The sequence below is a fragment of the Hyphococcus flavus genome (assembly GCF_028748065.1).
GTDB lineage: Bacteria > Pseudomonadota > Alphaproteobacteria > Caulobacterales > Parvularculaceae > Hyphococcus > Hyphococcus flavus.
This window is the reverse complement of record NZ_CP118166.1, coordinates 571,937-594,070: the sequence shown is the minus strand read 5'-3', so window position 1 is coordinate 594,070 and position 22,134 is coordinate 571,937. Positions and strand designations below refer to the sequence as shown.

Sequence of the window (22,134 nt, the reverse complement as noted above, 5' to 3'; positions counted from 1 at the left end):
ATGAGCGTTCAGTATGATTTTTTGATAATCGGTGAGGACGAGGCAAGCCTTTGCGCAGCAGCTTGTGCGGCGCGTGCTGGTGCGCGCGCGGCGTTATTAAGGCCAAACCGGCAAAAAAAACAAAACGCACCAGCGGCAAGTCCAGCAATTCCCAATTTTGTCTGGCGCCGTCTTGAACTGCAGGACTATGACTTAACGCTTGAACCTATAAGCGCACACGTGACCCTCTTCAAGGACGGCAGTTCCATGGTGACGTACGCCGGGTCAAAAGAAACGGGCCAGGCATTGGCGGAGCGTAACATCGACGATCATCTGGTGTGGGATGACTTTATCGATGAGGTTTCGTCGCTTGCTGAGGAAAACCTCAGCACTTTGCCGTTTGCGCGCGCTAATCCCGCAAATGGCAAAGTGCTTGCTTCGTTTTTATCGGACGCGACTGCCTTGGATAGAACGGCGCGCCTTTTCGGCTCGTGTGCTGATTTGATAGATGATTATTTGTCCAGCCAGACGTTAAAAACACATATCAGCGCACATGCATTGGCGGCAGCGGGTTCAAGCGATCTCGAAACCGGGTCTGCAAGTGCCGTCTCGGAATTTTTTGATGAGCACTCATGGCGCTTAAGGACGCCTAAAGATGCAGCGAGCCTTAGGGCTGTATTGGAAAAGGTTTGTCAAGACGCAGGCGTGGACATCCATAGCGGCAAAATCACCGAGATTGCATCTGAAGGAGAAAACTACGTACTGGTAATGCTCGGCGCGGAGGAAGAACTAAAGACTCGCACCATTTTCTTTTCAACACCTGATGCGGCATGGCAGGCCGGCGCTCACGGGTCAGTGCTGAATTCCACATCTGGCGGCGCACATGCAAGCGTTACCGTGCGATTTAAGCTTTCGGATAGAATCCCTCCGGCCGCAGCTGACGACAAGGCAATCTTCCAGATTGTTGATGATATCGATGATGTTCGAGACGCGCGGGCGGCTGCGGTTAAAGGCAAGCTGTTCGATAAAACGCCGGTTGAATTCGAATACACTGCCAATGGAGAGATTATCGCACGCACAAACTATTTTCCGGCTGCATTCTATGAGGACGGCGCTTGGAGGGGGTGGACGGGCCAAGACCGGCAGGCGGCGGCTGCGATTGTCAAAAGTCGTTTGATTAGCCGCATGCCTGACCTTGCGTCACAAATCAGACGTGCAGAAGCAGAAGTGATAACCCCTACGACCAAGCCCGGTTTGTTTGATGATTGCGATAAAGTCGTCATCCAGATGCGCCGTCACAATTCAATCGCCGCCGCTGTCAAACTTATCGATGAAATCATGGCGCGTGATGCAAAATAGTGCGAACAATCAATCGGCTCAGCCTGAACAATCGCAGCAAACCGGTCGTATTGAAGGTGGGATTGATGCTATTGTGATTGGCGGGAGCGCCGATGGCCTTGCAGCTGCTGCATATCTTGGCAAGGCAGGCTTGCATACGGTGCTGGTCGGCGCTGGAAAGGAACTCGGCGGTCGTATTGTTTCACGGGAAATCGCTGGCGGAATAGAGATCGTTGACGGCGAACATCTAGTTACTCAGCTTGATCCCGATGTGATCGCTGATCTTGATTTATATCGCCACGGATTGAGCTTTGCCGCACGCCGGTTGGATACTACCTACTTTTTCAGTGATGCTGATGCGTTGAAGTTGGATGGAGACTTATCAAAATCGGCTTTGCTCTCCCTTGAAGACGATGACGATGCAGCGGCTCTTGAAACCTTCATCAAGGAAACTCTCGAACTGGCGCATTTTCTTCGGCCGGCTTTCAAAACCGTGCACCACGCCGATGGCGGGCTTGCTCGAAAGGCGCTGGATAAACTTTTGTCTTCAGCGCCACGGGACAAAGCTGAGCTGATTGAATTTTATTTATTTAGCGCCGCGACCGATGTTATTTCATCTCGTTTTGCTGACGGCCCCTTGAAGTCGTTATTGTTGAGCGAAGCCGTGTTTCGCTCTGGCGTCGCCCCGCACGAGCCATTCAGTTTTATGCCGTACTTAAGAAAGCTCTCCGGTGAAGCGGCGGGGCTTCAAGGAGCGGTAGCGTATCCTGCAGGCGGGGCCGTTGCGGTGGTCACAGCTTTGCGCCGCGCAGCTCAGCTCGCGAAAGTAGATATGCGCGCGGCGACGCCTGTTCGCTCCATACTGATAGAGGGCGACCGTGTGGCCGGCGTCATGCTTGAAAACGGAGGTCAGCTACGGGCTCCTGTCGTTATTGCAGCATGCGATGCGGCCCGCGCTTTTCTCAAGATGATCGGACCTGGAAAAATTGACATCGGTTTGCAAAGAATTCTAGCGGCGCATCGCCCGGAATTTTCTACTGGCCGGTTGCACTGCGTTCTAAAAGGCGTTGCTCAGGATGACGCGACAAGAGATAACTTAAAGCGTCGGCTATTCTATGCACCTTCTGTAGAAGAAGTATCGGAAGCTTTTCTGGAAGCTAGAGCAGGCCGAGTGCCTGAAAAACTGATTATAGAAGCGATTTTTCCCGGCTCGCTCGATGAGGAGGCCGAGTTGGAAGGGCGTCAGGTTATGTCCGTGATGGCGCATCCTTTGCCATTTGATGTTAACCCTGATGAGACGCGCCGCGAAGAAATTAGAAAACAAATTTTGGTAAATATCGAAATTTTTGCGGAAGGACTTTCTGATCGGGTCGAAGTTTGTGATTTGCGGTTGCCGAGCGATGAAGCAGTTATGCTGGGCGCCGAAGCATCTGCTTTTGCGGCGAAATCAAATGTAATGAGTCAGTGGGCGCTTGCGGCGGCGACCGCTCAATCAGGCCGGATAACGGGATTTTACTTCTGCGGCGGTGAAGCGCAGATCGGCGCTGGTCTTTGCTGTTCTGCCGCTAGAGGGGCGGCGAAAGCTGCGCTGCGGGCGTACCGGAAGGGGGTGGCATGATCTTTCCCGGTGAAGATATTCTAGTTGATTCTCCTCGTACGACCCCGCTTTTTCCAGCCGTTGCATCCGCGAGCGAGGCCAATCTATGGACATCCATTAATGGCTGGACGGCGGCGAGAATCTATTCATCAGTAAGTGAAGAATATGAAGCGGCAAAAAGTGCTGCCGTGCTTGCAGATCTTGGACCGCTTACTCGATATTCAGTGCGTGGCGGCGATGCAGCAGACTTTCTAAGCCGATTGTCGACGGCGCCAGCTGCAGGGCTGCAGGTTGGCGAAAGCGCGCGGGGCCTCATCCTCGATGATGACGGATTAGTCGTCGATTTGGTGGAAGTGTCCCGTCTGTCGGAAGCATTATTCGTGATAACCGTTCCCAGTCCGCACGGACGCCGCATTCAGCTCGCGCGGCGCGGCATGGATGTTAATGTTGATGATATCTCTGGCCAAGTGGCGGCGCTTGGCGTGTTCGGACCGCAGACATCGGCAGTGCTTTCTGCTGCAGGCTTGAAATCTGTGAATGAGACAATCGCCGCTTCAAGCGTGCTGAGAGGCGTTGAGACGGCGGCAAGGCCAATCCAGTTTGGCGCGTTGCCAGGTGTCGAGCTTATTTTTCCGAAAGAAGAAGCGCTGACCATCTGGGAACGGATTATGCGCCGAAGCGCCGGCAAGCCTATCGGTGTTGATACGCTCGAAATCCTGCGTCTCGAAAGCGGCGCGCCCCGGCCCGGAATAGACTTTATTGCCGCAGACAGAGCAAGGAAAAGCGGGGAGAGTGGACGCACGCCAGAAGAAATCGGCCTTGCTCATTTGGCCCCGCTTGATCGCGGCTGGTTTAACGGTCGCAGGGGGTTGCGGGAACGCGCCGGCCGGCCCGAAAATCGCCTTATTTCACTTGCCATTGACGATGAAAAAACAATGCGTGGCGCAGCTGTTTTTCAGGCCGGAAAAAAGGCCGGTAAAATAACGAGCTTTGCATGGTCGCCCTCCAGAAAAAGAGTGGTGGCTTTTGCTGATATCTCCGCTGCAACCTATGGGAAAGATTACGAGATTTCGCTTCCCGCCCCTGCCGAGGGTGTTGTTGCGGCGCGCCGCCTGGATACGCCGGAGAGCGCGCTGGCTAGCGCTTTTGCGAATGAGCAGGGCGGTTCCTCGGGCGCAGCGACGGATTTTCGCCGCTGAGACGTTAAAGATGTGCTGGAAGGCGAAAACCATCAAACACTGAGGTTTGGAAATGAATAAGAAGATTATTTTCGGCGCGATGGCCGCTGCAGGTGCGGGGCTGATTGCGGCTGGCGCTTATGCTGACGATGGCAAAGGACGCGGCGGTCATTGGGAAAAAATGGATACGAACGGCGATGGTGAAATCACCGCCGATGAAATGTCCGACCGATTTGCGGCGCATCTGGAAGAAGCAGACACAGACGGCAGCGGCGGAATTTCCAAAGAGGAAATGAAAGCGTTCCGTCAGGCCCGCCGTGATGCGCGGCGTGAAGCAAGAAACCCTGACAAGAACGATGACGGCGTAGTTGACCGAACGGAGTTCATAAATGCTGCCCAAGAGCGCTTTGATCGCATGGATAAAGACGGCGACGGTGTCTTGAGTGAAGATGAGCGTCGTCGGCGCGGACATCGCGGTAAACGCCGCGGCGGTAAAGAGTAGATTTTCAAGAAATGATCCGGCCTGCGTTGTGGTTAGTGCTTCGTGGGCCGGACAGGCAACATGACCGGCGCTTTTGTTGGAACGGAAAGCGGATAGTGACGAAGCGCTGGTAAAGCGCGCAGGAAGCGGTGATCGGGCTGCGGCCGCGCTATTGGTCGAGAGGCATACAAAGATGATATATGCAGCATGTTACAGGATGATGGGAACGCCGCATGCTGCTGAAGACGCAACGCAAGAAACCTTTTTGCGCCTGTGGCGCTCAGCAGCAAAATGGAAACCGCGTGGTGCGAAATTTGAAACATGGCTTTATCGCGTGGCAATGAACTATTGTCTTGATCAGTTGCGAAAAGCAAAACGCGATGCGCCCGAAGAGGCGGCACCGGAGCGCGCTGACGGCGCTGACCGGCAAGATCAGAAACTGTTTTTATCTGAGCGCCGTTTCGCCATAGATGCGGCGTTGTCAGAATTGCCTGAGCGGCAAAAGATGGCGATCACCCTTTGTCATTATCAGGAGCTGTCTAATATCGAAGCAGCCGAAATTATGGAAATCAGCGTTGATGCGCTGGAATCACTTCTGGCGCGGGGCCGTCGATCGCTACGAGACAAGCTGGCGCCCATGCGTGAGCATTTGATGGGGAAGATGGACGATGAGCAGAGCCAACATGTCAACTGATCGTCTCGAAGAGCTTCGGCAGGTCTGTGAGACCTATGGCGCCGAGCTTCATCGGTGGCCTGCGGATGTCCGCAAGGAGTTTGCTGACCTTTTTCAGTCCGACGAAGCCGCTGCAATTCGTATTGAGGCGCAAGAGCTTGACGGATTTCTGAATGCCGCAACGTCGCCGCGCATGGCGGAAGACCTCGAACGCCGGATAACCGCCAATTTTGTCCCGCCTGTATCGAGAACAGAAACGATTGCCGATCTGTTCCGTGCGCTGGCGCCGAAAACCAGACTGATACCGGCTGGTGCAGTGGCGGGGCTGGGCGCTATAGGCATCGCCACAGGCATGATGACGGCATCGGCGGAAACAACCTTGACGCCGGAGAGTGAGGCGCTCGCATATTTTGAGAGCGATATCGTCCTGGCGTCGCTTGATGAAGAGGAGGCCGCGGCATGGGACGCGGACTGATGATTTTGCTTGCGGCTTCGATTGGCCTCAACATTTTTGCTGCAGGTCATTTTACAGGGCGCCTGCTGACGGATCGCCCGTCGCCTCCTCCGGTGTTTGACGGGGGCGGCCGTAACGGTCTTCACGATCCGTTTCGCGTTATGCGCTACGCTGAAGAGTTGTCGCCGGAGCTGCGCGACCGGTTTCGTGCCGAGATTGAAGAACAACTTCCCGTCTTGCGCGAAGAACATGGACGGATGCGCGGGTTACGGCGTGAGCTCGGCGTGTTGATGACGGCAGACGAATGGGATGGCGAGGCGATCGCCGCCAAACTGGAAGAGATACGCATTGCACAAGATCGTCAGCGTGATGCGTTCAACCAGGCGTTTATGAGCGCATTTGAAACATTGCCGGCTGCGGAACGAAAACTGCTTATTGAAACAGCCAACAAACGCCGTTCAGAGCGCCGAAAAAAGCGGCGGGAGCGTCGTCGCGATGGACCGCCGCCGCCTCCGCCATCGGAATAAGATTAATTATATTGCGAGTGTTGGTTGCGAATTCTCGAGCTGCCGTGACAAGGCTTTTGCTCTGGCGGATCTGCGTCATGGGTCAAGGCAAGCATTGCTGTTGCGTTCAGCACGCCCAGCGATATCGCTGCTGTTGAGCCTTAAGAGGTTATTCCGCCGCTTGCGTTGCGTCGAAACGCGGTTCTTCCGGCTTCTCCTTGCCAGTCAACACATGCGCTTCAGCGCGAATAAACTGTGGCAGGCGGACTTTCGCATTCTGCCGGCGCGGGAAAGTCGCACAGGCAACGGTGCCTTTTCCCGGCTGGCTTGCAAGCGCCAGTATGCCGCCCTGCATGTCCATTAACGCGCGAGAAAGCGCGAGGCCAAGGCCCGAACCGTTCCGCGTACGGGAGAAATGATTTTCCGCAAGCTCGAAAGGCGCGCCGAGCTTTGAAAGTTGCGCTTGGTCGATGCCCGACCCAGAGTCGGCGACAATGATGGTGACGCCGTCAAGGTCGGCTTCCGCCGTCAATGTCACTTCGCCGCCGCTCGGTGTGAACTTCAGGGCGTTCGACAACAGGTTAAGCACCACTTGTTTGACCGCCCGTGCATCGGCCCAGACTGGCGGGGCGTGACCGACGGAAGTCGTGAGCCTCACCTCGGCGTCGCTGGCGCGTTTTGCGACAAGACGCACGCTTTCATTCAGGATGCGCTCCAGTTCGGTGCGCTTCGGTTCAAGCGTCAGCCGGCCCGCTTCAATTTTCGACATGTCGAGAATGTCGTCGATCAGTTCCAGGAGATGCCGCCCACTCGACAGTATATCGCCCACATATTCTTTGTATTTAATGTCGCCAAGCGGGCCGTAAAGTTCCGATTGCATGACTTCTGAAAAGCCGTTGATGGCGTTCAGCGGCGTTCTCAGCTCGTGGCTCATATTGGCGAGGAACTCGCTTTTGGAACGGCTCGCCTCTTCGGCGCGGTATTTTTCATATTCATATTTGCGCAAGGCTTCGGAAAGCTCCTTGCGCGAACTTTCCAGATCCTCGACCGTGCGCTGCAGCTCGCGTTCTTTTTTCTTTTGCGCCCAGGCGCGGCGTTTCAAATCGGTGACATTCGTGGCGACGCAGACATAACCGCCCTCGGCGGTTTTACGGCGTGAGACATGCGCCCAGCGAGAACCGGGCAATGCGACTTCCTGATTTTCCTGTTGCTTGTCTTCGAGCGGGCCGAAGTGCGCAGCGAGCACATCGCCAGCGACGCCAGCGCAAGTGACAACTTCTTCCAAAGTCAGTCCTGCGCGCAACACTTTCGCTGGAATGCGGAATATCGAAGCAAACCTTTTGTTCCATGTGGCGAGGCGGCCATGGGCGTCCCAAAGTACAAACGCTTCCGGGATGCTTTCAATGGCGTCGCGCAATCTTGTTTCGGCGATCGCCGCGCCCGGCGCCAGTGTCGTCGCGCCGACAAGATCGAACGCCACGCCGCATCGGGTAAAACGCGTTGCCTCGGCTGATGTGCGAAAGTAAGCCCTCGCCCATGCGCCGCCAGGCTCGCGCAAGCGCACAACACCTTCCGATACGCCGGAAGGTTCGCCGGAGATGACGGCGACGGCAGTGCGCAAATCTTGTGGATGAACTAGTGCGGAAATCTCGCGGAGCGTCAGTTTGCGGTCGCGCGATGACAGACCCAAAGGTTGCAACAAGGATTTGGACAGATGCACCGTCCGGTCTTTGTGGTCGTAAAACCATGGCGAACACCGTCCGCCCGTCAGCGCTGCGTTGAAGTCGGTGAGGGTCGAAAGCGCGTGAGCCGCCTGCGCTGCTGCGCGCGACTGGCGAATGAAAGCTGCAACCAGCGACCCAATCACCAGCGTAATGGCGCCCATTATAACGGCATAGCTGAACCAGATCGGCGAACGATCCAGAATGTCCCGTGCGGGCGCCGCGACCATCACCGCGTCGCCATTGTCGAGCTTGCGCCAGGCAAGGGCGATGTCACCGCCAGGAAGATCGACCCGCGTTTCACCGCTTTCGTTGAGATCGAGCGTGCGGATGCGCGCGGCCGGCACATCGACAATGTCCGTCCGGCCCGCCGCCATAATAATGTCGCCTGACGGTGACAGATGATAGAGCGCCGCGTAACCGGCAGGGCGGACGGCGTTCAACGTGTCGCGCACCGGCGCGCCGGTCATGATTGAAATGTTGAGAGCGGCGGCACCGTCATTGGCGGCCTGCGTCAGGCGGATCTCGGTTTCTGTCGCGCGCTGTTTGGCTTTTTCATTCACTTCAAAAACAAAAAGCGCGGCGAGCGCCACGAGGAACGCACCCGTCAGCGCCGCCAGCCGGCGCGGGCTTAGCGCCTCTATCCGGGCGGAGAGCGCTTCACCGTCGTTTTGAGTATCCTCGTCCGCCATCAGGCCAGGGTCGCTCTACATTGCGGCGAAGGTGTGGAAGAAAAACCGGCGCATCCTTCGCGGACGTTCGCCATACGCGCGCGGAGGTTAAGGATTTGGAAACTATTCTGTTTCGGCGCGTGCTGTCACCTGCGAATCGCGGGGTTGGCTGCCCGGCGTTTTCCCCATTTCGCGCTTGGTTTCCAAGGGTTTGGCCGGTAAGAGGCAAGCTATGAAACATTTTCTGAATACGTGCGACTGGTCGCGACCCGAATTGCAGGCAATGATCGACGAAGCGCGGGCTTTCAAAGCCTCGCCTAAGGGGGACGCCCTCAAAGCTAAAACCGTTGCGCTTTTGTTCCTCAACAATTCCCTGCGCACCCGGACCTCGTTTGAGGTTGGCGTCAACCACCTCGGCGGCCACGCGGTCATACTATCGCCGTCTGGCGGCATGTGGCCCCTCGAATTCGAGGATGGCGTTGTCATGGACGGCGAGGCCGAGGAGCATGTGAAAGAAGCCGCGAAGGTGCTCTCGCGCTATTGCGACATGATCGGCATTCGCGCTTTCCCGAAGTTTGTGGACTGGCAGGAAGACCGTAAAGACAAGATACTTAACGCCTTCGGCAAATATGCTGACGTGCCGGTGATCAACATGGAAACGATCACCCACCCTTGCCAGGAGATGGCGATGACCATGGCGCTGCAGGAAAGGCTGGGACAGCTCGACGGCAAAAAGTTCGTTCTGACCTGGACCTATCACCCGAAGCCGCTGAACACCGCCGTCGCCAATTCGGCGCTGATGATCGCCGCGAAGTTCGGGATGAAGCCGACGCTGCTTTGTCCGACTGAGGATTATATTCTCGACGAGCGCTATATCGGGCAGGCGGCGAAAGACGCGGGCGCCCATGGCAACGCCCTGACCATCGAACACGATATTGAAAAAGCCTATGACGGCGCGGACGTTGTCTACGCCAAAAGCTGGGGCGCGCCGCCGTTCTTCGGAAATTGGGAACCTGAGAAAGGCATCCGCGACCGGTTCAAGCATTTCATCGTCGATGAAGAAAAGATGGCGATGACCAACAATGCGCTCGTCTCACACTGTCTGCCCATGCGGCGCAACGTGAAAATGACCGACGCGGTGTTCGAAAGCGCCAATTGCATCGCATACGACGAAGCCGAAAACCGCCTGCATGTGCAAAAGGCGATCATGAAGGCGTTGGCGGGATGATTGATGCTTAAAATAACCTTGATAGCATTATTATTAGCGCAAAGTGATGCTGCTCGCCCTTTTTATGACGAGCATTTGCTGCCGGAAGAATCTATTTTTACGGACAGGGACTTTCGATTGTCGGCGTTTGGTGGTCCGTTCAGTTTAGACTTCGAGCACTACATGCATTACGAAGAACATGTTGCTCGCGTTTTGCATGATGCGTTTCGATTTGAAATTGTAGCGCGTGTCTTGGCTTATCCTTCTTTTAAATCAGAATTCGCTATTGCCTTGGAGTTGAAGGACGAGAAATATAGAATTTTGCTTTTTGAGCCATCGGTTCAGCTACGTCATTTCGATGAGCTCGAAATTATGCAAGAAAAAGCAGAAACTGAAGAGTTAGCGAGCTATCAGAAGTATCTGGATGACCAAAATATCGAGCTCCCTGAAACGCGCGAACAAGTTGAAATTAGCCAGTGCGAAATCTCGATATCAAACGAACTTGGCGCCAAACTGTATTCACTGTGGAGTGAGATGTTGTTCCGGACTCGCTATCCGGATCTTCGCCCTGCTAGCCCAGACGCAGAACCGGCGCTTTTGGATTTGGCGATAGATGGAACCAGTTACCATTTTTCTTTTGAATACCCGGGTTTCACCTTAGCCGGTAGAATTCACAGCCCTCGTGAAGATTCAACCACGGGTAGGTTTGTCGATATTACTGAGACTATGAAGTCAGCTTGCCTTCAACCAGACAATATTACCATCCTGACCAACATTGAGCAGCGTATTGACGCGTTGATGGCAACACTTTCTGAAACAGATTTCTGACAAAAGTTTACAAATGACCACGCCATCCTCAACCCGCCAGACTATCGTCCAGTTGCTCTCCAATATGAGCGACGGGAAGGAGATTCGCGCCTATCTGCAGCGTTTCTCCGAGGTCGACCGGTCGCGCTTTGCGGTGATCAAGATCGGCGGCGCGATCCTGAATGAACAGTTGGATGAAACTGCTTCGGCGCTCGCCTTTCTGCATACGGTGGGATTGACCCCGATCGTCTTGCACGGCGGCGGGCCGCAACTCGATCTCGCGCTCAAAGAGCGCGGCGTCGAAACCAAAAAGCAAGACGGCCTTCGCGTTACCGATGCAGCGACGCTCGATGTCGCGCGCGATGTCTTCATCGGCGAGAACATCAAACTGGTTGAGGCCGTGCGAAAGCAAGGCGTTGAGGCCGAAGGGGTCGTCGCTGGCGCCATCGAGGCTGAATATCTCGACCGGGACAAATTCGGCCTTGTGGGCGAGCCGACGAAAATCCGGCAGGGGCTGATCGACTCTGTGGTGCGTTCGGGCGCCATGCCGATCCTCACTTGCCTTGGTGTCGCGCCCGGCGGTCAGCTCGTCAACGTCAACGGCGATAGCGCCACCCGCGCGCTTGTCGAGGCGCTGCAACCCATGAAGATCGTCTTCCTCACCGGCGTCGGGGGCTTGCTCGATAAAAACGGCGCAGTGATGCACTCGATCAATTTTGCCTCCGACTATGAACGGCTGATGAACGCCAAATGGGTCGAGGGCGGCATGCGGTTGAAGCTGCAGGAGATCAAACGCCTTCTGGAGGCATCGCCGCTTTCCACATCCGTTTCCATTACGACGCCTGATGGGTTGATCCGCGAGTTGTTCACCCATGGCGGTTCCGGCACGCTTGTCCGCATGGGCGAGGCGATCAACGAATTCAAATCGAAAGACGGCCTCGATAAAGCGAAAACAACGGCGCTTGTCGAAAATGCCTTCGCCCGAGAGCTGAAAAGTGACTGGTGGGACGGGCTCGATATTCATCGCATCGTCATGTCGGACAGTTATCGCGCCGGGGCTATCCTGACCAAGCTCGACGACTTTATTTATCTCGATAAGTTTGCGGTTGTTGAGGATGCGCGGGGCGAGGGCCTGTCGCGCACCATCTGGCGTACATTCGTCAAGGACGATCCGGTCTTTTGCTGGCGTTCGCGCACGGCGAACGGCTTCAATGCGTTTTATCACGACAGCGCTGACGGCTCAGTGAAATCTGGGCCGTGGACGGTTTTCTGGAAAGGCGAAAGCGATTGGGCGCGGATCGAGCGGATGGTAAAACGCGTCGCCGCTTTGCCGCCGTCGTTCGTGGGAGATGAAGAATGAGCACGCCGTTTCTTGTCGGATTGGTTGGCGCGCGCGGACATACGGGCCGCGAGCTGATGCGCCTGATCGCCGAGCATCCGGAGCTGATGCTCGCCTATGCAGTCAGCCGTGAGTTCGCCGGCCGGTCGGTTTCCGATATAGCGCCGGAAGATAAAGACGAATGCGTGTTTGAAGCGCTGGAGCCGGAAGAGGCAGCCCGCCGCCGTGCTGATGTCGTCATCCTCGCCGCGCCTGACGGCGCTGCCGCGCCTTATGTTGAGGCGATTGAGGCGACAGCGCCGCAAAGGATTATTGTCGATCTCTCCGCCGATTATCGGTTTGATGACAAATGGGCTTATGGCCTGCCGGAACTGAACCGGGCGAAAATCCGCGGCGCCACCCGTATCGCTAACCCAGGCTGTTACGCTACCGCCATGCAGCTCGCCTTGGCGCCACTGGTTTCGCATTTCGGTGGCGCGCCGTCTGTCTTTGGCGTTTCAGGCTATTCCGGCGCAGGTACGAAGCCTTCGCCGCGCAATGATATCGAACGCCTCAAAGACAATCTCATGCCTTACGCAATGACGGGACATAAGCATGAGCGGGAGGCGGCTCGTCATCTCGGCAAGGCAGTGAATTTCACCCCCCATGTGCACCCGGCTTTCAGCGGACTGATCGTTACTGCACATATTCCCCTTACGGAGAAAATGTCGAAAAGCGATCTCGCGAAACTCTATGAAGAAAAATACAGCAAAGAACCGCTCATTGCCTTGCGTAATGAGCCGCCGGAACTTAAAGATGGTAGCGGGCGCAAGGGCGTATTGATCGGCGGCTTTGCCGTAAGTGAAAATGAACGACACGCTGTTGTTATCGCGGCTGAGGACAACCTCCTCAAGGGCGCGGCGGTGCAGGCTGTTCAGAACATCAATCTCGCGCTCGGCCTTAAGGAAATGACAGGCCTCGTTAACTGAACAGGATGATTGTTACGGGCAATGGCGGCAGGTGAAAGCGACTTTCTGGTTCAGGCCGCGACTTATCTCGGCGCCGCAGCGATCACCGTTCCCGTATTCAACCGTCTGAAGCTTGGCTCCATCCTTGGGTTTTTGACCGCCGGTGTCGCGGTGGGTCCGTTCGGGTTTAATCTCCTGCATCAGGAAGAAGGCGTCTTTCATATCGCCGAGCTCGGCGTCGTGCTTTTCCTGTTCGTCATTGGCCTTGAATTATCCCTGTCGCGGCTGTGGTCCATGCGCAAGCAAATTTTCGGCCTTGGCGCGGCGCAAATGTTTGTCACGGGCGGCGTTATCGCTAGCCTGTTCGTGGCGGCGGGCGTCATGCCGGCGCCAGCGGCGGCGATCGCGGGTTTTTCACTCGCGTTCTCATCAACAGCCTTTGCATTGCAATGGCTCAAAGACCGGGGCGAGCTAAACACCGCCTACGGAACGCAAAGCTTTTCGGTTCTTCTGTTTCAGGATATCGCGGTCATTCCGCTTTTGGCAGCCGTGCCGATCATCGCCGGCGTCGGTGCGGATGGCAATGCGTGGGAAGGAATTGCAAAAGCCGTTGGCGTCGTGGCGTTATTGATTGTTATCGGCAAATTCGGTCTTGACCGATTGTTCCGCCTTGTCGCTAGCGCTGGCTCGCGCGAAGCTTTCGCGGCGACTGCGCTTTTTCTTGTGGCGCTGACCTCGCTCGCTGTTGCCTGGGCGGGGCTCTCCATGGCGCTCGGCGCATTTCTCGCTGGCGTTCTTTTAGCGGAGTCCAGCTACAAACATGAGATTGAAACCGATATCGAACCATTCCGGGGTCTGCTGTTGGGCCTCTTCTTTATCTCCATCGGCATGCGACTCGATTTCGGCGTCATCCTCAATGCATGGATGATCGTTGTTGGCGGCGCTGTTGGTTTGGTCGCGATCAAGACCGTATTGCTGTTCGGATTGTCCCGGTTGATGGGCGCCAAGCAGGGGGATGCGTTAAAATCGGCGGCAACCCTTTCCCAGGGCGGTGAGTTTTCATTCGTTGTCTTTACGCTCGGCGTTAGCGCCGCGCTTTTCACCAACGCTCAGGTCAGCCTGATGTCAGCGATTGTTACACTGTCGATGATATTGACGCCGCTAATGTCGGCGATTGCTCATCGAATGGCGGCGGACGCCGATGATATGGGAGAGGACTTGAAAGGTCCTGAGGCAGAACGGGACCATGCGCTTATCGTCGGGTTCGGTCGCATGGGGCAGATCATCTCACAGGTGCTGCAGAACTCGGGTGTGGCTGTCACGGCAATCGATCGCAATCCATCACACATCCGCAATGCCGAGAGTTTTGGTTTCAAGGTTTATTATGGCGATGGCGCAAGACTCGACATGCTGCTTGCCGCCGGCGCTGCTGACGCCAAAGCAATTATTCTCTGTATGGACGATCCGAAGTCGGTGAACCATGCCGTTACCATGCTGCGCGAGAAGCTGCCTAATACGACTATCCTTGCCGTGGCTCATGATCGCATTCACGAGATGGAACTGAAGCCATTAGGGCCGGACGTGATCGTGCGAGAAACTCTTGAATCAAGTCTTTTGATGGCGCGCGAGACTCTATCCCGGTTGGGTTTCGAAAGCGGCGTGATTGATGACTACGTGCAGCAATTTCGAAAGCTGGACCGGGAAAGACTTCTCACTCAAATTGACCAAGGTCCCGAAGCAGGCCGTCATTTAATGCACCAGCGCTTTACCTCAGAGAGCGAAAAAAAGTCTGAAGAAAAAACAAACGCCGGATAGGGGGCGATTTATCGGACCGCTTCACAGACCGCTTCGCAAATATAATCGACCTGCTGCGGCGTCAGATAAGGGTGCATCGGCAATGCAAAGATTTCCGACGCGACTTTTTCAGTCACTGGCAGACCGTTAGCCGGTGCATAATCGGCAAACGCCGGCATCAGATGCAGCGGCGTGGAGTAATAGATTGCGGTTGGCACGCCTGCGCGATTAAGTTTTTTGACGATGTCATCGCGATTTTCCATGCAGAGGGAATAATAGCCTTGCCCGGAAACAGAACCATCAATGTCAGCCTGAGGGCGAGCGATCTTGCTGAGGCGCTTGTCATACTCGGCGGCGATATTCCGGCGCGCCGTTAATTCATCATCAAATATCGAAAGTTTTTCAAGCAATACCGCCGCCTGAAAGCTGTCCATCCGGCCATTAAAGCCAACACGAACGGAATCTTTTCGCGCTTCATCTGTGCCATGCCAGCGTATCGACGACCATCTTTCGCGATCAAGCGTGTTCTGACTGAAAATAGCGCCAGCATCGCCATATGCGCCGAGACCTTTGCCCGGAAAAAAACTCGTTGCTGTCGCTGGCGCCAGGTTTCCAACCGGTTTTCCATCGAGTTCTGCGCCAAAGCTTTGCGCGCCGTCAGATAGCAGAAATAGGCCTTCCCGTTCGGCGATTTTTGATATTTCGCGATAATCGGCGGGTGATCCAAACAGGTCTACAGGAATGACAGCGCTTGGGTGCAAGCGGCCTTCATTTTTGACGCTTGCAATTCGGCGCTCAAGGTCCGCCGGATCCATATTGAAGGTAGCCGGATCGATATCCACAAAAATCGGGGTTGCTCCGGCAAGGAGTATCGCATTTGCTGTCGCGTTATAGGTGAAGGCGGGCGCGAACACGGCATCGCCAGGCCCAATGCCGCGTGCAAGAAGCGGGATAATCAGCGCTGCGGTGCCGCTAGCGCAGGCAATAACGGTTTTTGCTTCGGTACGGCCGGCAAGCTTTTCTTCGAGCTCATCAATTTCGGGACCGGCTATATAACGGCCATGATCAAGAACAGATTGCAACCGCTTTTCGATAGCCGGGCGAATACGGCGTTGCTGCGCTTTCAAATCGATGAATGCGATATTACCGACTTGACTGTTCTTAGCTAGCGTAAGATTCACTACGCTGTTCATGCCCGCCGCCTTTCTTGTTCATTCGGTTCGTTTTCAACGGAGATGCCTGCAACGTCCTCAATTCGCTTTGCCCAACGCAGCGCTTCGCGCCCGTCCTCACCCGTCACGGCAGGTGAGTGGTTATTCGTAAGGCACTTAATAAATTCGTTTGCTCCATGGCCAAGGGGGTCCACAAGCGACAACGGCGCATCGTCATTGGAAAAGTCCGACAGCAAGGGGGCAGGTGTTGAATTCGATATTGCCCTTTTGACAAAATCAAACTCAACGATCCCGTCATCATAAACAAGCGTCATTCGCCTTTCAGGGGCATCCGATCTCCTGCTCGCTGAAAGAAAAACAAGTGTTCCGTTTGTCAGACAAATTTCTGCGCTGGCGTCATGCGGGTCGCCGCTTGCTGACAGCGTTTCTATGTCGGATTTTGTCAAATGGCGGATAAGGTCGATGTCGTGAATCATTAAATCAAGCGCCACAGACACATCTTCGCATCGCCCTGTGGCGGCCGTGCGCCGGACGCTGTCAATTTTCAGAGGGGAGCGCTTACGCGCCAAGAGTCCGAATGCCGAAAAAACATAACGCTCCTGATGGCCAACTTGCAACGTTAGTTTCTGGTTGGCCGCCAGTGCGGATAAGGTGTCAGCCTCGCCGACTTCGAGCGTAATGGGTTTTTCGACAAAAACATGTTTTCCTGCCCGAAGAGCTGCTTCGGCTAAGGAGAAATGTGCGATCGCTGGAGCCGCTATAACAACAGCATCAATGTCTGAGAGAAATACATCGAAGTCAGTATAAGCCGCAGTGGCGTGTTTCTCAGCAAGCTGCTTTGCTTGGCTTTCATCAATGTCATAGATTCCTGCGAGCGAAGATTGCGGATGGGAAGCGTATTTTGACGCATGATACCCGCCGAAAACACCGGCGCCGGCAACGCCGACCTTAATACGCTTGCTCACTCTCTTTGCTCCGCCAGTTGCACCCCGCACCGGCGAGAACGGTTTCCCCCCGTTCCCGGCGCACGCACCTTATACTGCATCGCCCACAGGCAAATAGGCCGGATTACGGGCTGGGGGTCAAACAATATTTCCGTCTATTTCATGAAAGGACTGTCATGAGAATAGGACGGGTTTTCCTAAAATTCAGGCGTTCTGGCGCTTTTGAAGCGATCTGCGAGAATGAACGCCAGATCCAGCGCCTGACTTGCGTTGAGACGGGGGTCGCAATGGGTGTGATAACGCGAGGAAAGGTCAGCCTCGGATATCTCCTGAGAGCCACCGAGACATTCAGTAACGTTCTGCCCCGTCATTTCAAAATGCACGCCGCCGGGGTTTGCTCCTTCGCTCCGGCAAATGTCGAAAAAAGCGCCGACCTCGGCAAGAATCGAGTCTACGTGTCGTGTCTTGTATCCGCAATCTGTCTTTATCGTGTTTCCGTGCATTGGGTCACAGGACCAGACAACCTGCCGGCCCTCAGCAACGACTTTTCTGATCAACGGGGGCAGACCGTTTTTCGCATTGTCTGCGCCAAACCTTGTGATCAACACAATCCTACCGGCCTCGTTTTGCGGGTTGAGGATATCAAGAAGGTTTAACAACTCGTCTGGCGACAGGCTTGGACCGCATTTCAAACCGATAGGATTTTCTATGCCACGGCAAAATTCAACATGCGCGCCTTCTGGCTGGCGCGTGCGGTCGCCGATCCAAACCATGTGAGCGGACGTATCGTACCATTTGCCGCTGGTTGAATCGATACGCGTCATGGCCGCTTCAAACCCAAGCAGCAACGCTTCGTGGCTGGTATAGAAATCCACTTCGCGAATGGCGCGGACGTTAGAGCCGTTGACCCCGCATGCTTCCATGAAAGTAATGGATTCTGAGATTTTGTCCGCAAGTGCGCGGTAGCGTTCTTCCTGAGGGTTGCCGGCGACAAACTCCAGCGTCCATTTGTGAACATTGCGCAAATCCGCATAGCCGCCAGTAGCAAAGGCGCGGATCAGGTTAAGTGTCGCCGCGGCATGTCCATAGGCTTTCAGTAGCCTTTGCGGATCAGGCGTGCGTGTGCCGGCCTCGAAATCCATGCCGTTGATATTGTCGCCGCGATAGCTTGGCAAAGTCTCGCCGTTCAGATTTTCGACGGGAGACGATCGCGGTTTAGCGAATTGTCCGGCGATGCGGCCGACCTTTACGACCGGCATGGCGGCGCCGAAAGTCAAGACAACGGCCATTTGCAGAAGAACACGAAAAGTATCGCGAATATTGTTGGGATGAAATTCCTTGAAGCTTTCAGCGCAGTCCCCGCCTTGCAGCAGAAACGCCTCGCCCCGTGATACGCTGGCCAGTGATGTGCGCAAAGTCCTGGCCTCGCCGGCAAAAACCAGCGGCGGATAACCCGATAATTCTTTCTCCACTGAAGAAAGCGCTTCTGGGTCGGGATAATCGTCCGGAATATGCAGCGCAGGCTTTTGCCGCCAGCTTTCAGGGGTCCAACTCATGTCAAAAAACTCCGTAACTCTGGGTCTTTAACGTGCGAGACGCTGCGCCGCAACATGGACCGCGCGCTTGCGAATAACGCCATTCTGACCTGGTGTTCATGGATGTGATTTCGAGGATCGGTTCCAAGCTGCTATCAGGGTGGGTATTAGCGAGCAAAGAGGGGTCTTATCCGTGCCGAAATTCTTCCTAAAAACAGCAGTAGTCGCTGCGTTTGTCGTCTCAGCGGCCCCTGCGCTAGCCCAACGCGACTTTTCCGATGTTGAGATTAAAACAACCGATCTTGGCGCCGGCGTTTACATGCTCGAAGGCGCGGGCGGAAACATTGGTCTCTCTGTCGGCGAAGACGGCGCCTTTGTCATCGATGATCAGTTCGCGCCGCTAGCCGACAAGATTGTCGCCGCTATCGCTGAAGTTTCTGACAAACCGGTCGAGTTTGTGGTTAACACCCACTGGCATGGCGACCATACAGGCGGCAACGAAGAGATGAGCGATCTCGGCGCGCATATTGTCGCCCATGACAATGTTCGCCAGAGGCTGAAAGAGGGCATGTCACGTGATGATGGACGCGTGACCCCTGCCGCGCCTGAGGGGGCGCTGCCAGTAATTACGTTTTCTCATTCCATGTTGTTCTACTGGAATGGTCACGACATTCGCGTCTGGCATCCTGAAAATGCGCACACGGATGGAGACGCCATTATCTTTTTTAAGGATGCGAACATCGTCCATATGGGTGATGTCTTCTTCAATGGCTGGTACCCTTATATCGATCTTGAATCCGGCGGTGACATGGACGGCTACATTTCGACCCATGAAAAGGTGTTGAGCAAGGTTGACGATGAAACCCGGATCATTCCTGGGCATGGTCCGCTTGCTTCGAAAGCCGATCTGCAAAATACAGTGGATATGCTTAAAGAGGTCCGTGTTCGTGTGCAGAGGATGATCGACGACGGCATGAGCGAAGATGAAGTCGTTGCTGCGTCTCCGCTTGCGGACCTTGATGATGAATGGTCATGGCAATTCATCAACGGCGAACGAATGACGCGCATGGCATACCGTTCACTTTCGACTGAATAAAAAAGAGCGCCCAAATAGGGGCGCTCAGTTTTCAGGGATGGTAAGCAGGGGTGTTAAGCAGCGAGCTCGATTTCCGAGACTTCGCCGCGGCGGATTTTGCATACCGCTTCCATCGCGTCGCCCTCATGGGGGATGAGTTCAATCGAGATGGTTTTTGTGGCGCCGCCGCCGCCGCGCAGAAATTTCGCGCGATATTCGCCAGCGGTGACTAGGCCTTCGTTTTCTGCAGCTGTGGCGCACAGACTGACATTTTTGGTCCAGTCGGCGGCTGAGGCAGAAGCCCCGGCAGTCAGTGCTGTAGCGGCTGCGGCTGTGACTAAGGTCTTGTTAAGCATTGGGTTTCTCCGTTTTCTCTTTGCGAGATGCGACGCCGTTTGGTATCCGGTCATTGATTACAAATTAGACTTTACTATATCTTTTTAAAGTGTCAAATGCATTTTTGCTTGGCGCACGATTTTGTTATGTGCACGACAAATTAATGACGAATGCACTAAGCTAGTGAAAAAAACAGCCGGAAATGGCTCCGGAGGAAACGAAATATGGCTCGGACCTATAATCAGGACTGCATTTTGGCGCATGCCCTCGACCTTTTGGGCGAGCGTTGGACCCTTTTGATCATTCGGGATCTGTTCCTGGGGCCGCAGCGCTTTGGCGATTTGCAGGCCGGTCTGCCCGGTATAGGCGCAAACCTGTTGAGCAAAAGGCTCAAAGAGCTGGAAGAGGCGGGGCTGATCACCACAGCGGGTGCGGCTGGTGAAACCAAGGGTCGCTACCGGCTCACGGAAACGGGCGAGGGGCTGCGCCCGACTGTTCGCACCCTTATGAAATGGTCGATCATGTACTTTATGGATCGGCCGGAAGTTTCCTCCGCGCATGAATGCATTTACTCAAACGATCTGCAGCCGGACTCGGTCGCTTTGGCCATAGAAATTTTCGCCGCTTACTGTCCGGAAGCGAGTCTCAATTACGTAGCGCGCATCATTATCGACGATTTTCCGTACACAATTTACAACATGAACGGTCAATTGATTTGCCGGCGCGGCGCAGATGCGCCTGCTGTTGCCACGCTACAGTCTGATGTCGCGACGATCATGCAGGCGTTTCGCATGGAGCTCACGCTCGACGAAGCGAAATCACGCATGAAGCTTAATGGCGACAAGAATGCTCTTAATCATCTGCTGCGTTGCATTGTGCATGCAGAGTGGGATGCGGACTCCCATGAAGCGCGCATGTTGGAAGCGGTGGTTTAAACAGCGACTTCGAATTTCGCTTCCGTCAGCGATTTCACGTAATCAACCGTCACGTCAGGCGCAAGCTCCACAAGCCTCATGCCCTTCCCGCGTTCGACCTCGAAAACGCCGAGATTAGTGATCACCATATCGACGACTTCCTTGCCTGTCAGCGGCAGCGAGCACTCGTGCAACAGTTTCGGCGAGCCGGATTTAGACGCGTGATCCATAACAATGACGATCTTTTTAACGCCCGCCACAAGGTCCATGGCGCCGCCCATGCCTTTCACCAGCTTGCCGGGGATCATCCAGTTGGCGAGGTCGCCCTTTTCGGAAACTTCCATGGCGCCGAGAATGGCGATGTTGATATGGCCGCCGCGGATCATGGCGAAGGATTCCGCGCTCGAGAAATACGATGTGCGGCGCAGTTCGGTAATCGTCTGCTTGCCGGCGTTGATAAGGTCCGGGTCGACTTCATCCTCATAAGGAAAGGGGCCCATGCCGAGCATGCCGTTTTCCGACTGCAGTGTAACATCCACGCCTTCAGGAATGTAATTCGCCACAAGCGTTGGGATACCGATGCCAAGATTGACGTAAAACCCGTCTTTCAGTTCCTGCGCGGCGCGGGCGGCCATCTGGTTGCGGTCCCAACCTTTCGATTCGTCAGCCATTATGCAGTCTCCCGTTCGCGCGTCGTGACTTTTTCAATGCGTTTTTCAAACTCGCCTTTGACGATCCGGTGAACGAACACGCTCGGCGTGTGAATGTTATTCGGGTCAAGCGAGCCAAGCGGTACGATTTCCTCGACTTCCGCTACGGTGACTTTTCCCGCCGTCGCCATGTCAGCGTTAAAGTTGCGCGCTGTTCTGCGGTATATCAGATTGCCCTGTTCGTCGCCCTTCCAGGCTTTGACGATGGCGAGATCGGCGACAAGGCCGGTTTCCAGAATATAGGTCTCGCCGTTGAATTCTTTGTGTTCCTTACCTTCGGCGATGCGCGTACCGACGCCGGTTTTCGTATAAAATCCCGGGATGCCGGCACCGCCTGCGCGACAGCGTTCGGCGAGCGTGCCTTGCGGGTTGAATTCAAGTTCAAGTTCGCCGGAGAGATATTGTCGCTCAAACTCTTTATTCTCGCCAACATAAGAGGAAAGCATTTTTTTCACCTGGCGGGTCTGCAGCAGGAGGCCAAGACCAAAGTCATCGACGCCTGCATTGTTAGAGATCACCGTCAGGTCTTTAACGCCGGAATCGCGGATGGCGACGATCAGGTTCTCAGGTATGCCGCACAGGCCAAAACCGCCCGCCATAATGGTCATGCCGTCGAATAAAAGTCCGTCGAGGGCGCTCGCAGCATCATTTTGAATTTTCTTCATGCAAAACCTCCAAAGGTCGGCCATCGACTAGCGCAAAAGAAAAGTGCCGTCCACATGAGTACGCCTTCAGGCTGAAATTGGCGCTTTGCGC

At 55.1% G+C, this 22,134-nt stretch carries 21 protein-coding genes; 14 read left to right on the top strand and 7 right to left on the bottom strand.

Annotation, left to right across the window (positions count from 1 at the left end):
* The 7 genes from PUV54_RS02880 to PUV54_RS02850 all read left to right on the top strand — a co-directional run bounded on the left by PUV54_RS02880 (position 1) and on the right by PUV54_RS02850 (position 6,227).
* Complete coding sequence (locus PUV54_RS02880; RefSeq protein ID WP_274494026.1) at positions 1-1,338, top strand: hypothetical protein; 1,338 nt, start codon at positions 1-3, stop codon at positions 1,336-1,338.
* On the top strand, positions 1,328-2,935 hold the full coding sequence (locus PUV54_RS02875) for a phytoene desaturase family protein (protein ID WP_274494025.1): 1,608 nt from the start codon (positions 1,328-1,330) through the stop codon (positions 2,933-2,935). Before PUV54_RS02880 ends, PUV54_RS02875 begins: the two co-directional genes overlap by 11 nt.
* Complete coding sequence (locus PUV54_RS02870) at positions 2,932-4,113, top strand: glycine cleavage T C-terminal barrel domain-containing protein (protein ID WP_274494024.1); 1,182 nt, start codon at positions 2,932-2,934, stop codon at positions 4,111-4,113. The genes PUV54_RS02875 and PUV54_RS02870 overlap by 4 nt, the downstream gene beginning before the upstream one ends.
* 52 nt (positions 4,114-4,165) lie before the next feature.
* Positions 4,166-4,594, top strand: a complete 429-nt coding sequence (locus PUV54_RS02865; RefSeq protein WP_274494023.1) for an EF-hand domain-containing protein — start codon at positions 4,166-4,168, stop codon at positions 4,592-4,594.
* A gap of 76 nt (positions 4,595-4,670) precedes the next feature.
* On the top strand, positions 4,671-5,267 hold the full coding sequence (locus tag PUV54_RS02860; protein WP_274494022.1) for an RNA polymerase sigma factor: 597 nt from the start codon (positions 4,671-4,673) through the stop codon (positions 5,265-5,267).
* Positions 5,257-5,721: a hypothetical protein gene (locus PUV54_RS02855; RefSeq protein ID WP_274494021.1), complete on the top strand. Its 465-nt coding sequence runs from the start codon at positions 5,257-5,259 to the stop codon at positions 5,719-5,721. Before PUV54_RS02860 ends, PUV54_RS02855 begins: the two co-directional genes overlap by 11 nt.
* Positions 5,706-6,227: a periplasmic heavy metal sensor gene (locus tag PUV54_RS02850; RefSeq protein WP_274494020.1), complete on the top strand. Its 522-nt coding sequence runs from the start codon at positions 5,706-5,708 to the stop codon at positions 6,225-6,227. Before PUV54_RS02855 ends, PUV54_RS02850 begins: the two co-directional genes overlap by 16 nt.
* Before the next feature lie 148 nt (positions 6,228-6,375).
* Here the strand turns inward: PUV54_RS02850 and PUV54_RS02845 are convergent, their stop codons facing one another.
* Positions 6,376-8,619, bottom strand: coding sequence for a sensor histidine kinase (locus tag PUV54_RS02845; protein WP_274494019.1), 2,244 nt, complete (start codon positions 8,617-8,619; stop codon positions 6,376-6,378).
* 211 nt (positions 8,620-8,830) lie between these two features.
* Between PUV54_RS02845 and PUV54_RS02840 the strand changes: the two genes are divergently transcribed.
* The 5 genes from PUV54_RS02840 to PUV54_RS02820 are packed head-to-tail and all read left to right on the top strand — an operon-like array spanning position 8,831 to position 14,713.
* Positions 8,831-9,826, top strand: a complete 996-nt coding sequence (locus PUV54_RS02840; protein WP_274494018.1) for an N-acetylornithine carbamoyltransferase — start codon at positions 8,831-8,833, stop codon at positions 9,824-9,826.
* Positions 9,827-9,829: 3 nt separating this feature from the next.
* Positions 9,830-10,633 (top strand): hypothetical protein, encoded by an 804-nt coding sequence (locus tag PUV54_RS02835; RefSeq protein ID WP_274494017.1) that lies wholly within the window; start codon positions 9,830-9,832, stop codon positions 10,631-10,633.
* A gap of 13 nt (positions 10,634-10,646) precedes the next feature.
* Positions 10,647-11,972 carry an acetylglutamate kinase gene (locus PUV54_RS02830; RefSeq protein ID WP_274494015.1) on the top strand — a complete coding sequence of 442 codons (1,326 nt, stop codon included), beginning with the start codon at positions 10,647-10,649 and terminating at the stop codon, positions 11,970-11,972.
* Positions 11,969-12,919: an N-acetyl-gamma-glutamyl-phosphate reductase gene (argC, locus tag PUV54_RS02825; protein ID WP_274494014.1), complete on the top strand. Its 951-nt coding sequence runs from the start codon at positions 11,969-11,971 to the stop codon at positions 12,917-12,919. Before PUV54_RS02830 ends, argC begins: the two co-directional genes overlap by 4 nt.
* Before the next feature lie 21 nt (positions 12,920-12,940).
* On the top strand, positions 12,941-14,713 hold the full coding sequence (locus PUV54_RS02820; RefSeq protein WP_274494013.1) for a monovalent cation:proton antiporter-2 (CPA2) family protein: 1,773 nt from the start codon (positions 12,941-12,943) through the stop codon (positions 14,711-14,713).
* A gap of 8 nt (positions 14,714-14,721) precedes the next feature.
* Here the strand turns inward: PUV54_RS02820 and PUV54_RS02815 are convergent, their stop codons facing one another.
* The 3 genes from PUV54_RS02815 to PUV54_RS02805 all read right to left on the bottom strand — a co-directional run bounded on the left by PUV54_RS02815 (position 14,722) and on the right by PUV54_RS02805 (position 18,364).
* Positions 14,722-15,885, bottom strand: a complete 1,164-nt coding sequence (locus tag PUV54_RS02815) for a DegT/DnrJ/EryC1/StrS family aminotransferase (protein ID WP_274494012.1) — start codon at positions 15,883-15,885, stop codon at positions 14,722-14,724.
* Positions 15,882-16,829, bottom strand: a complete 948-nt coding sequence (locus PUV54_RS02810) for a Gfo/Idh/MocA family protein (RefSeq protein ID WP_274494011.1) — start codon at positions 16,827-16,829, stop codon at positions 15,882-15,884. Before PUV54_RS02810 ends, PUV54_RS02815 begins: the two co-directional genes overlap by 4 nt.
* A 176-nt stretch (positions 16,830-17,005) precedes the next feature.
* A complete protein-coding gene (locus PUV54_RS02805) occupies positions 17,006-18,364 on the bottom strand; it encodes a class II 3-deoxy-7-phosphoheptulonate synthase (RefSeq protein ID WP_274494010.1) in 1,359 nt (452 codons plus the stop codon).
* A gap of 172 nt (positions 18,365-18,536) precedes the next feature.
* On the opposite strand from PUV54_RS02805, the gene PUV54_RS02800 reads away from it, so the two are divergent.
* Positions 18,537-19,439, top strand: a complete 903-nt coding sequence (locus PUV54_RS02800) for an MBL fold metallo-hydrolase (protein ID WP_274494009.1) — start codon at positions 18,537-18,539, stop codon at positions 19,437-19,439.
* A gap of 53 nt (positions 19,440-19,492) precedes the next feature.
* Here PUV54_RS02800 and PUV54_RS02795 read toward each other — a convergent pair whose 3' ends face one another.
* Positions 19,493-19,774 carry a hypothetical protein gene (locus PUV54_RS02795; RefSeq protein WP_274494008.1) on the bottom strand — a complete coding sequence of 94 codons (282 nt, stop codon included), beginning with the start codon at positions 19,772-19,774 and terminating at the stop codon, positions 19,493-19,495.
* A gap of 204 nt (positions 19,775-19,978) precedes the next feature.
* On the opposite strand from PUV54_RS02795, the gene PUV54_RS02790 reads away from it, so the two are divergent.
* Positions 19,979-20,689: a winged helix-turn-helix transcriptional regulator gene (locus PUV54_RS02790; RefSeq protein WP_274494007.1), complete on the top strand. Its 711-nt coding sequence runs from the start codon at positions 19,979-19,981 to the stop codon at positions 20,687-20,689.
* Here PUV54_RS02790 and PUV54_RS02785 read toward each other — a convergent pair.
* On the bottom strand, positions 20,686-21,339 hold the full coding sequence (locus PUV54_RS02785; RefSeq protein ID WP_274494006.1) for a CoA transferase subunit B: 654 nt from the start codon (positions 21,337-21,339) through the stop codon (positions 20,686-20,688). The genes PUV54_RS02790 and PUV54_RS02785 overlap by 4 nt on opposite strands.
* On the bottom strand, positions 21,339-22,043 hold the full coding sequence (locus PUV54_RS02780) for a CoA transferase subunit A (RefSeq protein WP_274494005.1): 705 nt from the start codon (positions 22,041-22,043) through the stop codon (positions 21,339-21,341). Before PUV54_RS02780 ends, PUV54_RS02785 begins: the two co-directional genes overlap by 1 nt.
* Positions 22,044-22,134 lie beyond the last annotated feature (91 nt).

Bases quoted from the DNA above. Each gene is read 5' to 3' on its own strand.
- PUV54_RS02805 (WP_274494010.1), bottom strand. From the start codon at position 18,364: ATGAGTTGGACCCCTGAAAGCTGGCGGCAAAAGCCTGCGCTGCATATT.
- PUV54_RS02845 (WP_274494019.1), bottom strand. From the start codon at position 8,619: ATGGCGGACGAGGATACTCAAAACGACGGTGAAGCGCTCTCCGCCCGG.
- PUV54_RS02835 (WP_274494017.1), top strand. From the start codon at position 9,830: ATGCTTAAAATAACCTTGATAGCATTATTATTAGCGCAAAGTGATGCT.
- PUV54_RS02880 (WP_274494026.1), top strand. From the start codon at position 1: ATGAGCGTTCAGTATGATTTTTTGATAATCGGTGAGGACGAGGCAAGC.
- argC (WP_274494014.1), top strand. From the start codon at position 11,969: ATGAGCACGCCGTTTCTTGTCGGATTGGTTGGCGCGCGCGGACATACG.
- PUV54_RS02840 (WP_274494018.1), top strand. From the start codon at position 8,831: ATGAAACATTTTCTGAATACGTGCGACTGGTCGCGACCCGAATTGCAG.
- PUV54_RS02870 (WP_274494024.1), top strand. From the start codon at position 2,932: ATGATCTTTCCCGGTGAAGATATTCTAGTTGATTCTCCTCGTACGACC.
- PUV54_RS02830 (WP_274494015.1), top strand. From the start codon at position 10,647: ATGACCACGCCATCCTCAACCCGCCAGACTATCGTCCAGTTGCTCTCC.
- PUV54_RS02875 (WP_274494025.1), top strand. From the start codon at position 1,328: ATGCAAAATAGTGCGAACAATCAATCGGCTCAGCCTGAACAATCGCAG.
- PUV54_RS02850 (WP_274494020.1), top strand. From the start codon at position 5,706: ATGGGACGCGGACTGATGATTTTGCTTGCGGCTTCGATTGGCCTCAAC.
- PUV54_RS02815 (WP_274494012.1), bottom strand. From the start codon at position 15,885: ATGAACAGCGTAGTGAATCTTACGCTAGCTAAGAACAGTCAAGTCGGT.
- PUV54_RS02855 (WP_274494021.1), top strand. From the start codon at position 5,257: ATGTCAACTGATCGTCTCGAAGAGCTTCGGCAGGTCTGTGAGACCTAT.
- PUV54_RS02820 (WP_274494013.1), top strand. From the start codon at position 12,941: ATGGCGGCAGGTGAAAGCGACTTTCTGGTTCAGGCCGCGACTTATCTC.
- PUV54_RS02790 (WP_274494007.1), top strand. From the start codon at position 19,979: ATGGCTCGGACCTATAATCAGGACTGCATTTTGGCGCATGCCCTCGAC.
- PUV54_RS02795 (WP_274494008.1), bottom strand. From the start codon at position 19,774: ATGCTTAACAAGACCTTAGTCACAGCCGCAGCCGCTACAGCACTGACT.
- PUV54_RS02865 (WP_274494023.1), top strand. From the start codon at position 4,166: ATGAATAAGAAGATTATTTTCGGCGCGATGGCCGCTGCAGGTGCGGGG.
- PUV54_RS02780 (WP_274494005.1), bottom strand. From the start codon at position 22,043: ATGAAGAAAATTCAAAATGATGCTGCGAGCGCCCTCGACGGACTTTTA.
- PUV54_RS02785 (WP_274494006.1), bottom strand. From the start codon at position 21,339: ATGGCTGACGAATCGAAAGGTTGGGACCGCAACCAGATGGCCGCCCGC.